Origin of the sequence: Rhizobium sp. CFBP 13726, assembly GCF_014841925.1 — a bacterium.
GTDB lineage: Bacteria > Pseudomonadota > Alphaproteobacteria > Rhizobiales > Rhizobiaceae > Neorhizobium > Neorhizobium soli.
The window spans coordinates 33,830-47,562 of sequence record NZ_JACYUU010000009.1 but is presented as its reverse complement, the minus strand read 5'-3'; the positions used below and the strand labels follow the sequence as shown (position 1 = coordinate 47,562).

8 protein-coding genes and 1 pseudogene are annotated in these 13,733 nt (G+C 56.4%); 5 read left to right on the top strand and 4 right to left on the bottom strand.

Annotation, left to right across the window (positions count from 1 at the left end):
• Positions 1–349: 349 nt before the first annotated feature.
• Complete coding sequence (locus tag IFT66_RS22990; RefSeq protein ID WP_199864931.1) at positions 350–607, bottom strand: hypothetical protein; 258 nt, start codon at positions 605–607, stop codon at positions 350–352.
• Positions 608–703: 96 nt separating this feature from the next.
• Between IFT66_RS22990 and IFT66_RS22985 the strand changes: the two are divergent.
• Positions 704–1,466 (top strand): annotated as a pseudogene (locus tag IFT66_RS22985) (IS5 family transposase).
• Positions 1,467–3,151: 1,685 nt separating this feature from the next.
• On the opposite strand, the gene IFT66_RS22980 reads toward IFT66_RS22985, so the two are convergent.
• On the bottom strand, positions 3,152–4,048 hold the full coding sequence (locus IFT66_RS22980; protein WP_192079101.1) for a LysR family transcriptional regulator: 897 nt from the start codon (positions 4,046–4,048) through the stop codon (positions 3,152–3,154).
• Positions 4,049–4,197: 149 nt separating this feature from the next.
• Between IFT66_RS22980 and IFT66_RS22975 the strand changes: the two genes are divergently transcribed.
• Positions 4,198–5,283, top strand: coding sequence for a hypothetical protein (locus IFT66_RS22975; RefSeq protein ID WP_192079100.1), 1,086 nt, complete (start codon positions 4,198–4,200; stop codon positions 5,281–5,283).
• Between the two features lie 170 nt (positions 5,284–5,453).
• On the opposite strand, the gene IFT66_RS22970 is transcribed toward IFT66_RS22975, so the two are convergent.
• Positions 5,454–5,981 carry a peroxiredoxin-like family protein gene (locus IFT66_RS22970; RefSeq protein WP_342344817.1) on the bottom strand — a complete coding sequence of 176 codons (528 nt, stop codon included), beginning with the start codon at positions 5,979–5,981 and terminating at the stop codon, positions 5,454–5,456.
• Positions 5,982–6,226: 245 nt separating this feature from the next.
• On the opposite strand from IFT66_RS22970, the gene IFT66_RS22965 reads away from it, so the two are divergent.
• On the top strand, positions 6,227–7,120 hold the full coding sequence (locus tag IFT66_RS22965) for a LysR family transcriptional regulator (protein WP_192079099.1): 894 nt from the start codon (positions 6,227–6,229) through the stop codon (positions 7,118–7,120).
• Between the two features lie 817 nt (positions 7,121–7,937).
• Here IFT66_RS22965 and IFT66_RS22960 read toward each other — a convergent pair.
• The gene (locus tag IFT66_RS22960) at positions 7,938–10,865 is read right to left on the bottom strand and encodes a phospholipase D-like domain-containing protein (protein ID WP_192079098.1); all 2,928 of its coding nucleotides are present in this window, start codon (positions 10,863–10,865) and stop codon (positions 7,938–7,940) included.
• 229 nt (positions 10,866–11,094) lie between these two features.
• On the opposite strand from IFT66_RS22960, the gene IFT66_RS22955 reads away from it, so the two are divergent.
• Positions 11,095–12,087, top strand: coding sequence for a hypothetical protein (locus IFT66_RS22955; protein WP_192079097.1), 993 nt, complete (start codon positions 11,095–11,097; stop codon positions 12,085–12,087).
• On the top strand, positions 12,084–13,205 hold the full coding sequence (locus tag IFT66_RS22950) for a hypothetical protein (protein WP_192079096.1): 1,122 nt from the start codon (positions 12,084–12,086) through the stop codon (positions 13,203–13,205). The genes IFT66_RS22955 and IFT66_RS22950 overlap by 4 nt, the downstream gene beginning before the upstream one ends.
• The last annotated feature ends 528 nt before the right edge of the window (positions 13,206–13,733 follow it).

Here is a 13,733-nt window from a genome sequence, read left to right as displayed (position 1 = left end):
CGGACCCCGACTCGACGAACGACTACCTGCTCCCCCAGAACCCCAATCTCCACTTGGATGTTGCCGTGATAGTCTAGGAGACAGTCGAAGGTCACTGAGTCCCCGCTAAAGTCCCACCAACTCGGCGGTCCAAGGGCACGTCCTACGATGAAAAACGGAACGCCGGGGCGAACTACTTGAGAGGGCGATCTCTTGAGCAGAGCGAGAATCGAAAATGGCTGCAGCGATCGCTTCGTGATCATCTTGCTTGGATAGCAAACTCCGCTGTCGGCGACAATGTCCGCTCCTGGTGGGAGGCTGCCGAGGTTGGCGTTCGGCCGAAGCGGACATGAATGCCTAGGCCGTGAACTCATTCACCCGCTTTGCTATCGGTTTCTAGGAGCCGTTTTCCCGTTGAATCGAAATGTTGTGCGGTTGTGCCGTCGGTCACGTCGTAGATGTAGAGGGTTACCGGGCACTGGGCTTCGTTCGCCCAGTGGATGGCCTCTTGAACAGACACATTGTCTCGCCGGTCATGATCGATCACGGCAAGCGGGGATATCTCCTCCGCCTGATCGGCATCGATACAGCTATTATCGTGCTCTGTGGCTTCAATGATGGCGTTCACCCGCTTCCACCTATACGGGCGCGTCCGGTAATCGATAACATTCCAGATCATGAAATCTGCGCTTTGTGTCGCGCCAGTAGGATGATTCAACGAGGCATGAGCCGATCTGGCCTTACCGATTTTGAATGGCGAGCGATAGAGCCGATCGTGCCCAAGAAGCCGAGCGGCGTGCCCCGCGTTGATGACAGGTGTGTGTTGAACGGGGTTTTCTGGGTGTTGCGATCCGGTGCCCCTTGGCGCCATGTGCCAGAACGATATGGCCCTATACAACCTGCTATAATCGCTTTCGACGCTGGATGAAGGCTGGAATCTGGGACAAGTTGATGGATGCGGTACGAGCCCGCGAATTGATAGTATCAGGATGATCGACTGAACTTCGATCCGGGTTCATCATTTGGCGGCAACGCTGAAAGAGGATCATCAAGATCGCTGCCTTGGAGGAAGTCGGGGTGGCCTTACGACGAAAATCCGTGCCGTTACGGGGCAAAGGACTGCGAATCAAGATTGCCATTGCACCTGGTCAGGCCCACTACCTAACGGTAGCTCGGGAGCTACTCAATGCAATCCAACCTGGCGGGATGCTGCTTGCTGACAAAGCCTACGATGCAGATTAGCTACGCGAAGAGTTGAGAAGCAGGCACTCTTGGGGAAACATTCCGCCAAAATCTAACCGAAAGAGACCAGTCGTCTTCAGCCCGTGGCTTTAAACAAAACGAAACCTTATCGAGCGCTTCTTCAATAAGCTGAAATGTTGCTGACGGATCGCAACCCGCTATGACAAGTTAGGCGAAACTTTCTTGCCATGGCCAAGCTGGCTTGTGTTCCCCTCACTCTTCGCCATAACGAGTCCACGGCCTAGCTCTTCACATTTTTCACTGCGCCGTCGAAAAGACCTTTGATGTAGTTCTGGCACCCGAGCCGAGCCCCAGTTCGATCAAGTTGCCTTCGGATGTCGTCCGGCGTACGCCCTGAAGCAACTCCGTCGCCGCACTATGGAACACGTGGGCCAGAGATTGCGCCATTCGTTAGTTTTTAGTCGTCCCGATCTCGATGAGCGCATAATGCACCACCGCAATAACCAGTTTATAATCGGTAACTTCTGAGTGCATTGTGCCACTCCAGATCTGTTGTTTTGACCGCCATAGGCCGAGATATCAACGGCCACTATTTGTCTTGGCACTGTATGTCCGTCTCAGCTTGTAAGCCGAGACGGTGTCCGAGCCCATATAGCCGATGAAACAACTCCGAAGCCTTTCTTGCATGATCATCTGAGATGGACTGCAAGACCGCTTCTCGCTTTCAGCCATGTAAAGCCAGTCAATAAGAAGATCGCCGATCCGTGTCCCTGCCAAATTGATGACAGGCGGAGCCCAACCATCTCCTGTCTGTAGGCCTCAAAAACAGCCGAGCCCATGACACCTCACGTATAATTATGGAGACCGAGTTCATCGATGGTGGAGAAGCCTTCAACCCGATCCGATAGCTGCGCCGTAACGAGCTCCATTGTCGTAAGCCGTCAGCGGTTCATTCATAGGAAATTTGCTAGAAATTCGAGTGTTCGAAGCATCTTTCAAACGAAATCCGCTTTGTCACCGCCGCATCCGGACTGCCAAACTTCCTAATCCAGCGTGTGACAGGCAGCCGATGCGGCATCTCAACCCATAACTCTGGAAAAGCCTCTCAGAGACTGGGCTGAAGATGGCGCCTACTGAGTGTCAGCGGCAGTCTCTTAAACCCATCACACGTACTCGCTGGAATGACAGCCCTTTATGACGTCAGTTGCTAGCCTGTAAGGAGATGAAAGAAGAATTGGCTGGGGAACCTGGATTCTCACATTAATTCAATGACTTAGAAGAAAAGTCTTGAGATGCCCTCTGTTTTCCCATCGCGAGCGACCGTGGATGCCACCTTTGTGCCCTGGCTTTGGGCATCAGTCAACAGCGGTCGAGCGGCAATAATTTCCGCCTTCGGAGGCCAAGTTTGCGGTGAGGTGGCCATAAAGCGTGCGGCAGCTTCGCGCCTTCATCTAGGTCATCAACATCGTGATTGCCCGCGCCCGAAAGCAGACATTGCCGTGCAGAGCATCACCTGACCAACTCATCAGGAGCCATGGCCTCAGCCGACGATCGTCTACACGAGATCCGCGAGCGCCCGAGCCTTGGCGCTTCACAGTATACTGTCGGGAAAACTGACGATGGATCGGATTGTGGGAAGTTCAAATCTGCTAAGGCATGTGCCATCAGCGGTTCTGACGTTCGCTTGAACATTCACTCAGATGTCGCGACCAAGCTATGAAGGCTATAAAAAGCTGCGCGGATGATCCCGGCGGTCGTGAAAAGAAGTCGTTTCGATACGGCGACCGAGACAAATGTTTCCATGTTTAAGGAATGCCCAGTCATCCCCAAACCGAGTGGACCACATACTGATGGGTGCGTTGTCCGCCAGCGCCTGCGGGATACCGTGCTGCTCGCGATTGGCGGCGTTGCTACAACTGAGCGGTTGCCGATGGCGATCTTACGTGAGCTCGCGACACGCTCGGCAAGCTTACAGATGGTCCGATCTGGCCGCGTCCGCGCGCCCCTCAACTCTGGCGGAGACGGTTCGCATGGTGTCGCGTATACGGTCGCACAGAAGTCTGACGCGCAGAGTTTGCCGAGTGTCGACGTGGGTTAAGAGCCATACATCGCCGGTGTGTATCACCGGACTGCCTGGGGCACGAGAAAGCGACAAGTCTGCGTCGCCAACAAAGCAGGGTAGTGATGTGATGCCCATGCCCGCGCGCGTGGCCTGGAGCCTCGAGCGCATCTCGGAAAAGCGAACAGGCGTGGCGGCCATTTCGATGTCTTCTGGGACCCAGTCACTGGGAGCGACTTCGCCCGGTCCGAGCAACCAGGCCAAACAGGACGAAACATCGCCGTGTCGGTCACGGCATCCGTAAAACGCCGTGTGGAACCCGCAGAGCCTGCTTCCATACAGGCTTTCCGGAGGCGACCCGTTTCCAAGAACGACGCGCAACGCCACATCCGCCTCCCGGTTGCTCAGGTTGGCAACCGTTCCCGTTCCGATGATTTCGAGCGCGATATCCGGATAGGCGGATCTGAACTCCGTCAGGGTCTCCATCAAAAGATCGGTCGCAAACGAGACGGGGAGGGTAAGACGCAACGGGCCAGATACGCTCTGGTCGCGAGCGAAGATCCTTCCCTCGATCTTCGTGGATGCCTCCGACATCTGCGCGGCGAGATCCACAATGTCAGCACCCGCAGACGTCAGCCTGTACCCGGAAGGAAGCTTTTCGAAGAGTTTCGTTTTCAGCCGCTGCTCCAGACGCGCAACGCCTCGAAGCACCGTTGCGTGGTTGAGGTCGAGCGCTTCAGCCGCCGCGCGCACCGTTCCGCCTTCGGCCACAGCAAAGAACATCCGCAACTCATCCCAATGATCCATGGTGCGTTTCGTCATATCCCATGTGTTTGATTTCGGAGTTTATTCGCAGATAACGGCCGTTGTACACCCAGAAGGCACAGACGACATGTGAATTCGCACCAATCGACCAGCCTTCCCCGTCATCAAACGATCGCTCCACACAAAGGTTTATGATGCAGATCCTCTCCAAAATGCAGGCAACCGTGCTTGCGCTTCTCCTCGGTACCGCCGGTGCCTCAGCGCAATCGCTCTCCGACATCAAGTCCTCTCCGGAGCCGCTTGTGCTTCAGAGCCAGGGTAGTTTCTTCGTCGGCGGACGGACCGTCAAAACCGAGAGTGCCGGCTGGGGCGACCTCAAGGACATCTTCGGAGAGAGTTTCGAAGCGGGTGATGTCGTCGTCGATCAGATGTATGTCCAGTTCCAGAGCCCACCGAACCCGACCCACCTGCCGATCGTTTTCATGCATGGCGGGCTGCTCTCTTCAAAGCAGTGGGAGACGACGCCGGATGGTCGCATGGGCTGGTTCGAGTATTTCACGCGGCAAGGATTTCCCACCTATCTTGCCGAACAGACGGGCCGGGCACGTTCGGGCTTCAACGGTACGATTTTCAACCAGGTGAAAAACAAAAGTCTGCCACCTGAGGCGCAACCAAAGGTTTTTCTTGGTACGTCGAGCATGGCCTGGAAGGTGTTCAGGTTCGGTCCTGAACTTGGCAGGGCCTGGCCAGACGTCCAGTTCCCGATCGAGGCAATCGATGAATTCGCCAAGCAGGTGATCCCTGACATGATCGAGACCCAGGTGCCGAGCCTGCTGGGCGAGCTGATCCAGCCTGAAACGAAGAACCCGACCGTCGCCAACGTTGCCGATCTGGCTGCAGACCTCGGAGGGGCAATCCTCGTCGGCCACTCGCAGTCGGCGGGATTTCCGAGCCAGGCAGTCCTGAAGGGCAAAGGTGGTATCAAGGGCCTGATCCAGCTTGAGACCGGCTGCTTCTCCAACCTAACGGACGAGCAGGTCAAGGCGCTGGCCGAGGTGCCCATCCTCGTGGTGATTGGCGATTACATGGGCAGCAACCCAGCCGCGGCCTGCGCCAAGGAAATGGAGCAGATCAAGGCGGCCGGTGGTGACATCACCTTCCTCTCGCTCCCCGATGTCGGGATCAAGGGCAGCACGCATATGTTCATGCAGGGCAAAGAGAACATCAAGGTCGCGGACGTCTTGATCGACTGGATCGACAATCACGTCGATCGATAGGGACTGAACCTACGTCCTGGTACTGCGGTCAACTGCGCAAGGCACGGAGGCCTGTAAATGTGAGTCGGTCGCCTGAGAGAAGCTGAGGGATACTACGGTGGCGACTTTTCGACGCGGCGGCTCCGGGGCTTCCCCGCGAGACTAAGTATCTCGCGGGGAAGAGCCTCTCTTCAATTTGACCTGAGCTTGTCCAGGACTGGCAGAAGTTGAGAGGGATCCGGGCGGCGGGTGTAGTCAGGATTGATCTCTGAATAGGCGATCCGACCATCGCGACCGATCACATATCGGGCAGGCATTGGTAGGCGCCAGTCCTGACCGGCGTTGAAATGAGAAAGGTTGCTCCCGAAGCTTTTGTAAACCTCTATAAGGTCGTCCGGTAGCGAAAAGCGAAGACCGAAAGTTTCCGCGACTTCACTGTCGGGGTCACTGAGGATCGGAAAGTTGAGTTTGTTGTCGCGCTGGGATTTACGGCTGTTGGCGGGAGTCTGCGGCGAAATGGCCAGGAGTTGGGCGCCACGTGCTTCTATCTCTCCGCGCTCGGCCTCAAGAGCCGCAAGGTCCAAGTTGCAAAACGGGCACCAAACACCGCGGTAAAAGGTGACAACAACGGGGCCACGGACCAGGAGGTCGGGCAAATTGTATATGTTACCCTCAGGGTCCGAAAGGCTGAAGTGGGGCGCATTCTCGCCGGCTTTCAAAGCACGGTCTGCTTGTCCGTTGTCGATGAGCGTCTTGGTAGCTCAATGCATCGTTTCAATTTGCTCGGCTGTCGGGACAAGGGGAAGACGACCGTTTTCGAAGTCGTCGCGCAGCTTGTCCAGCTTGTCTTGCAATTTCATTGTTCTTCCTTTCAAAGCGGAATTTCCGCAACGGCAGGAAGGCTACGTCGTCAGGTTCGCGGCGGGTACTGCAAGACATTGGACAACTGTTATTCGAGCGGCAAATGAGTGATCGCTGGCAGCAACTCGCCGTCTTCGTCAGGGTTGCGGAAAGCGCCAGCTTTTCGCAGACCGCGAGGGACCTTCGGCTATCCCAGCCCTCGATCTCGCGGATCGTTACGGAGCTAGAGGAACGCATCGGGGTCAAACTTTTAATCCGAACGACGCGCCATCTTACCTTGACGGAGGCAGGCGCGGCCTTTCTCGAAAAGGCACGCGACGTCATTGAGACGATAGAAGAAGCCGAACACACAGCGCGGCGCACAGATTCGCTCGACGGCGTCATTCGGCTGGCGTTGCCGATATCTTACGGGACACGGGCCATTATGCCGTTGTTGCCGGGTTTCATGGACGCCTATCCCAACCTTCAGGTCGAGATCATGATGGCGGATGAACGGCAAAACCTGGTTGTGAGCGGTGTCGATCTCGCGATCCGAACCGGCACACTTGCCGACTCGACATTCGGTGCCAGACGAATTGGCTCGCTTGAACGAATGGTCGTAGCATCGCCAAACTATCTTGCCAGAAACGGCACCCCGGCTACCCCGGAGGAGCTCACCGCACATGACTGCATTCTCGGCTACGGCGCATTCGGTCCAGGAGGCTGGCGTTTCTGGCAGGGCGACACGCTGATCTCGGTTGATGTCCGCAGCAGACTTACGATCAACTCTGCCCCCGGAATCCTGTCAGCATGTGTTCAGGGCTTGGGTTTGGCCGTTGTTTCGGGCGTTATGTCGGCAGACGAACGAGCAGACAACAGACTTGTCCGGGTGCTGGAAGGATATGCGCTGGAGCCTGCAGCGGTGTACGCGGTCTACACTGTCGGCCCAAAACCATCTCGAAAGGTCAGGGCGCTGATCGACCATTTGATCGCAGGCCTACTTCGGCCGGCCGTCTGATCGCACATGCTGCTATGGCTGATGACGATGACGTCCCTTTCCCGGTCATGCTGGTCACTAAGCAGTCGATGGCGGCGCCTCGATTGGCAAGGCATTGATTTAAGGACCGGAGTCGGCCCAAATTCCGCTTTGGGCCCCGAAGGGGACAACAGCGCCATGTGCTTCAATGTCAGCGTTATCTTTTTCTCCGACGCAATATCCGACAGTCGGACTCTGGATCCGTTAGGGTCGTTGCTTGCGGGTCCCCAGCCAATATTCCTAGCCGTCTTCGAACACGACGATGGCCTGAGGAACTGCGTCCCAGATCGGCCAACTTATTGAGAAGACGCCACTTTTCTGTGCGGGAGATGACCGCCAACTTGGATCGAAAAATCGGTCAAAAATGACCTGCCTGGGAGACCTGGATTCTCACATGATTTCAAAGGCTTAGTGGAAAAGCCCTGAAATTCCCTCTATTTCCCATCGCGAGCGACCGTGGATGCCACCTTTGTGCCCTGGCTTTGGGCATCAGTCAACAGGACGGGCCAGCGGCAATAATTTCCGCGTCGCGGCCGAAGTTTACCGCCTTTAAAACCACCGCGCCGCAGGGCCGCTATACGCTCCTCAGGTCCGCCGTTCAGCGATATGAGACAATACACCAGAAGCGGACGCTCTCTAGTCAACCTTTTGTCCTTGATCACGCGAACAGCAGACGTGTGTGTCCCGCCGGCAATCGATAAAATCGCCGCCTCGATGTAATCGGCACTTACCGCTCTTTTTCCAACCGCTAATCTCGCCCAACGCGCGCCTGTTGCGCCGTCGGAGCCAGACAATCGCCCTAGCTCTCCTGTTCAGCCAGCCATTCGGCCAAAGGAACCTTGATCATGCGCGGCCTCACACTTTCATCGCCGGGCTCTACCAAGGCGACAGGCGCTGCATTCTCATAAAATTCCGGAGGCTTGGATCGCACCCAATCTGCCTGGAATAGATCTTCGAAATATCGCACTGCGCGCGTGTCGTAGATGATCAGGCTTGCATCACAATTGGTCGTCACACCCTGGCTAGACCAGTTATGGCTTCCGATAACGACGACGTCGTCGTCGATGATAATGCCTTTGGTGTGGCAGTGGCGATTAACGCGCACGCGTTCGAGGTCAAAACCCCGACGCTGAATATTGGTCGTGACTTGCCGGTCCGTGTCGAAACCATTTCGCCATATGATTCTGAGGTCCTCGATCGCAGGATCGTTGTGCTTGCGTAGCATGACCTCGATCAGTTCGCGGAAGCCTGGGCGATCGCTCCCGTCTCCGGAGGGCTTAAACGTCTGGTTCTGGAACAGGATGCGCCGCTTCGCCCGCTCCAGCAAATCCAACACGACGTCCGAATAATTGTCCGGTGTGAGCAGCGGATGAACTTTAATCTTGCCGTAGATGGTGACCGATTTACGCAAAACATAAGGTGCTTCGATCTGGGCGACATCGGGTTCCAGATAGTCGAGTGGAACCCAAACATATCGCTCGATGATGGGGGCCTCCGGCCGCGCAGTGTGCTTGGCATCTGCTAGATCCTGTTCGATATGCTCTCGGAAAGTTCTGGCGAGGCCGGGGTGATCAACGATCGCGTGCCACTCACGATTAAAGGCATTCCACATTCCGGTGGGGGTTCCTAAGTCTTCACCTTCACCGATAGGTGCCTGATTGGACGATTGCCAGTTTCCCGACGACAGCCAGAATCCGTCATTGTCGCGAACTGCCACTTTGATGTGATAACTGCTTTCGAAAAGTCCGAATGCATTGCTCTTGTAACCCACGGGCCGATAGACCGAAGCCAGAGAGAACGCGAACCGGTCCTTGAGATCTCCCGCAAGCAGGTCGACAACCTCCGCGTCCTTCAAATCATCCTTCTTCGGTCCCTTCTTTTTGAGCGACTCGCCTTCCTGCAAGACGAGCGTCATAGTCGCATCTGGTGCCTTCACGCTGGCCCGGACAGCCTCTACGACATGCGGCGCGCCGAAATCATACATTGCAACGGTCAGTGTGCTATTCACCTTCTTGAGGAACGACTTGAGCTCCGGCCATCCCGTATCCGGGCTCGCACACAGCGTTATCGACATGGTGTCCGTGATGGGCTTCAGCTTGCGCTTCTTGTAAGCAGACTGCCAGGGCGCTTCCGATGCCGCCTCCACGTCGATGCCCAAGCTTTCCGATAGCGTCGCCACTGCGACGTCGATCGGATAGCCGTCAATCGAGCCGGGCAACGGCAACAGACCCATCGCGGTGAGTTGGTCCGGTTCGTAGCGCTGCCTGACGGAAACAACGACGACCGGTTCCTTGGTCATTACGCCTCCGGTCACCCGATACCCCGGCTTGACGGCGATCACGTCACGCCGACTGCCGAGCGCCGCGCGGATTGCCGGGACAGCGTCCTCGATCTGCTCCCAAGTCAAGCTGGTGCGGGGCGGTGTGGCCCTCATGTCGGCCGGTCCGGCCTTTGCCGCCATCGTGGCACTGTTCAACGTTCCGCTCGGATCGCCAAGTGAGACCGTAATTGTCAAAGGGATCGTAATCTGGACCTCGTTGTTTGCCATCGCGGCTCCTCCCACAGTTGCTACGTCCGGTTTTTGAACAGGCGGCCTTGCTTTAGCTTCGATGATCGGTGGTCGGCGCGCAAAGTCGAGGGCTTGTGTGATGCCCGCCGGCGTGATTGCGAAGTTACGAGACAGGAAAATTCCCGCTCTGTGATGTCCAACGACCTCGCCGCTTTCCAGATCGATGACGGGCGACCCCGAATTGCCTGTCAGCGTAGAGCAGTCGTGTTCGATGTCTGCTGTCAGTTCGTTCATGACGAAACCGGGCGCGATCTGCTTGCGCTCGTAGCCTTTGAAGAAGATCTCGTCCATCAGCTTCTGTTCAGGCAGGAACGGATCGCGGTGCGGATAGCCGATGACGGCGACCGTCTTTCCGATGCTCGACGTCTTCGACAGCGGCAATGGGGGTGGTGGGGTTAGCCCCGACCTGCCTTTGATCCGCAAAAGCGCAATATCGGGCAGGTTCATCGGTGCAAGATAGATCACTTCCTCGACACTGAATTCGCGTTCCACGTCGGAGCCGAACTCTTCGGCGAAGTCGACGTCAACCGCTATTGGAATGCGCCGATCGTCCCCCAGCAGAAAACGCAAGCCGCCGGCCGTTCGCTGCACGAAATATTCTGCCACGTGCCGGTTCGTCACAGCGACCTCGGGCGCGATCATCCAAGCTGTTCCGACGGATGGCGCCGCGACATAGTTTGTCAGTTCGACGCGTCCAACCGACGGGATTGTGCGCCGAAGCTGTGACGATGCGGCCACTAGCTTTTCCCGCCACGCGGTGGAAGCCGATTGCGCAAATTCAAGAACGGTATCGCCATCCTTTATCGCCAGAACCGGGCGCCCCTGCCGCAACGCGATCGACTCTTCCCGGATACGTGCAGCATCCTGTTCTGCCGAGCGCTCGTATAGTTGTTCGACGACTGGGGTCAATGCAGGCGTGTTCGGAAGTGCTGTTGGTCGAAAGCGACGGTCAAAATCCAGCCGCGGATTGGCCGCCTCAGGCAGCGTAACGATGTCCTCAAAGGCTCCGGTTTGTGCAACCCGTTCATCGATACGGCACTGATACCTGGTGGCTTGCTGCTCGGCCGCGAGCCGTTTCACCAGCTCCTGGTCGCGCGCATAAGGCGCGCCCAAATTTTTGGCATTCACCTCAACAAGCGTCTTGCCGAGTTCTTTCATGGCGCAGCCCTAACTGGAGAGATACATCATTTGGTTGCATATTCCTACGCGCAAAGTATTTCTGAAGGAAGACATCATTCTAATAAATAATCCTCGACAGCAACGCCTCGACCGGCCGCTGGCTGAGGGCAGACTTAACCACCCGCGCTATCGCTAGTGTCGGTCTATGTCATGACAAAATAATTGTTTCCGGGCGGAATAATTTCGCATCTTTGGGTGGATACGTAGAATGGTGGATGCAGAGAAGGACAAGCAACAGCTAAAGGACGCCGTTCGTTCCATCATTCTCACGCAGGGCAACGAGTTCATCAAGGAGCTACTGCGCAAGCACAAGATTCAGATCGGCACGAAGAAGGCCGACTTCTCCAAGAACATCTTGGCCGCCATCGACGCTGGCACTTTGACCAGGCAGATGATCGAGGATTGGCTTTCGGAGGTGGAGGGTTGGGGCAATCAGCACATATACTTGTTTAAGCCGCCAACCCTGCCGAAGGCTGATATCAACGGCAAATTGGAGGCCTCGGACTTCGGCAAGCTCATTGACACGGCCATCAGCTACGGGTTTCCAGAAAGCCTGGAGCTTAGCGCCATTTCGCTGACCGCTGATCACCTGTTCATTGCGTGGCACAAGGGTGCTGGCGGGTGGGAACGGACGCCGTCGAAAGACTTCGAACGGATCGAAGAAGACGAGCGATTCAGGTATCATGCCTACCGAAAGCGGTTTGATCGTTCCGTCGTGCGCTTCGCCTGGCGCTTCACGGACCCATTCTGCGCCGTCATGATCCAACAACCCGTCGAGGGTGATGCACATACAGCTATCCATATACAAGTGCGGGAGGACTTGAAGCACATCGGCCTTTTCGATGCGAATCCTGAGCGCATCCCATTGAGTCAAGCATTTAAGAACATGACCCTGCACAACGATACGGTAGTCCAATCGACCCGAATGATGACGGACGGTGGCCACGTCGATGTCGTCTCTACATTGACCGAGGGCGGCATCGGGGATGTTGAAGCGCTCCTTGAGGCGCGCCGTGGCGTCAACGACCGCAGTTTCGCAGGCGCCGATGGGCAATTCCATTTCCTCCAGACCAAGCATGGTGAACTCAGCCGAAACGTAAAGGTGCAGGGTTACGGCGTCGAGAGCCGCGTGCGCGTGTGGGTGCAGTGTAAACGCGAGGATGTCTATCTGGTACTCGGCGTGATTTGGGCCAACCTATGAGCGAGGCAGAACTACGGAAACAGTTCGGCAGCCGGGCAGTTGACGCGCTGCTGGCTCGGATATGGGGTGGAGCGTCGCCGGAGATCGATCCAAAGCTCTCAGCGGCGCACTTCGGTCTTCAAGAGGAGACAGCGATCGAGTTCTTGGAGGCCGCCTCCGTGGCTGGTTTGGTCGAGCGCCGCGAGGCTCAACACTGTCCCGCTTGCAAAGAAAGGCTTGAGGCACTGGACCCGGAGGCTGAACTTTGCCCACTTTGCCAAAAGGCATTCTTGGATCACGGCGGGGTCTTGACGAAGGTCTCTTATCGGCTGGAGGCAAATCCCCCGCGCGCGATCCCTTGGGTCATCGTGATCCACGGCTTCAACACCCATGGCGAATGGCAGCAAGATTTCAGTTGGCGCATAGGGAACAAGCTCAAGTATAGTGCCCCAGTCCTGATCTACAAATACGGCCTTATTCGCTTTAGTGTACTCGTACGGTGGCGTCATCTCCAACTGGCAAAACAGCTAGGGACGGTTATCCGCGCGGCTATAGCCCATGCCGAAGCAAACCGGATACCTGAGCCGCCAGACGTGATTCTTCATAGCTTTGGGAGCCAGTTATTCGTGCAACTGCTCGCTATGCCCGAATTCGACGATCTGAAGTTCGGACGCATAATAGCCACCGGTGCCGTGATCCAACCGAACTATAATTGGGCGGAGCGGATCTCTCAAGGCCGTCTGGAGGCGGTGCTCTGTCATTGCGGCGGAAAGGATTGGGCGGTTCCTTTCGCGCAATACTTCATTCCGGGAACGGGGCCTGCTGCACGCAAGGGATTCAGAGACGTCGCCGCGATCAACGTGATGAACGAGGACTACGGGCACGGCGGCTGCTTTGAGCTCAAAGAGTTGGAGACAAACCTCGCACCTGGAGGTTTGTGGGATCGTTTTTTGCGTCGTCACCCCAGCGCGCTCGATGGCGACCCTAAGTTATTCCAACCAGAGGTGTGGCGGCCCATGTGGGCACCCATCCAGGGGGGTGTCCGGGTACTTGGCGTATGCCTGATAGTCGGGCTCGCCGCCCTTGTATTGACGTGGGTATCTTGGGCATGGCTTGCGGTTGTCGGGAGGTTCTTATGACTTCGCTACGCGACAACTTCCGCCTGCTCCTCCGGGAATTTCCGGTATCCTCACAGATGTGCTGGGATGAAGCAATTTCTACGCGTTCGTGGAGGAGTCGATTGGACCTGAGACGCCAATGTCTGGAATGGGGTCGGCACCCGCCATAACGTGGTGATGGCTGCTTTGCTTAACGCTGCCTGTCTGCCGCCGGCCCTAATACATCGTTGGGCAAGGCTAGTCTTGAGGAAGTCGAATAAGGTCCGCAGTCGTCTTCATAGAGCTCCAGGCATCCCTGAGATCTGGATTGCGTCACATAGTTTTTAACGCCAGATTGCGCCAAGCATCTGAAAAGACGTGACGTTTTCCAGTTGGGGATGGTCGATATCAAAATGGAGGGAAGGGGTCCAAAAATGATCGCCTGGGGGCCTTGCATTCTAACATGTTTTCAATGGCTTAGAAGAAAATCCTCGAAATTCCCTCTGTTTTCCCATCGCGAGCGACCGTGGATGCCACCCTTGTGCCCTGGCTTTGGGCATCAGTCAACGG

Coding starts and splice junctions, on each gene's coding strand:
- IFT66_RS22960 (WP_192079098.1), bottom strand. CDS start 10,865: ATGAAAGAACTCGGCAAGACGCTTGTTGAGGTGAATGCCAAAAATTTG.
- IFT66_RS22950 (WP_192079096.1), top strand. CDS start 12,084: ATGAGCGAGGCAGAACTACGGAAACAGTTCGGCAGCCGGGCAGTTGAC.
- IFT66_RS22965 (WP_192079099.1), top strand. CDS start 6,227: ATGAGTGATCGCTGGCAGCAACTCGCCGTCTTCGTCAGGGTTGCGGAA.
- IFT66_RS22975 (WP_192079100.1), top strand. CDS start 4,198: ATGATGCAGATCCTCTCCAAAATGCAGGCAACCGTGCTTGCGCTTCTC.
- IFT66_RS22980 (WP_192079101.1), bottom strand. CDS start 4,048: ATGGATCATTGGGATGAGTTGCGGATGTTCTTTGCTGTGGCCGAAGGC.
- IFT66_RS22955 (WP_192079097.1), top strand. CDS start 11,095: ATGGTGGATGCAGAGAAGGACAAGCAACAGCTAAAGGACGCCGTTCGT.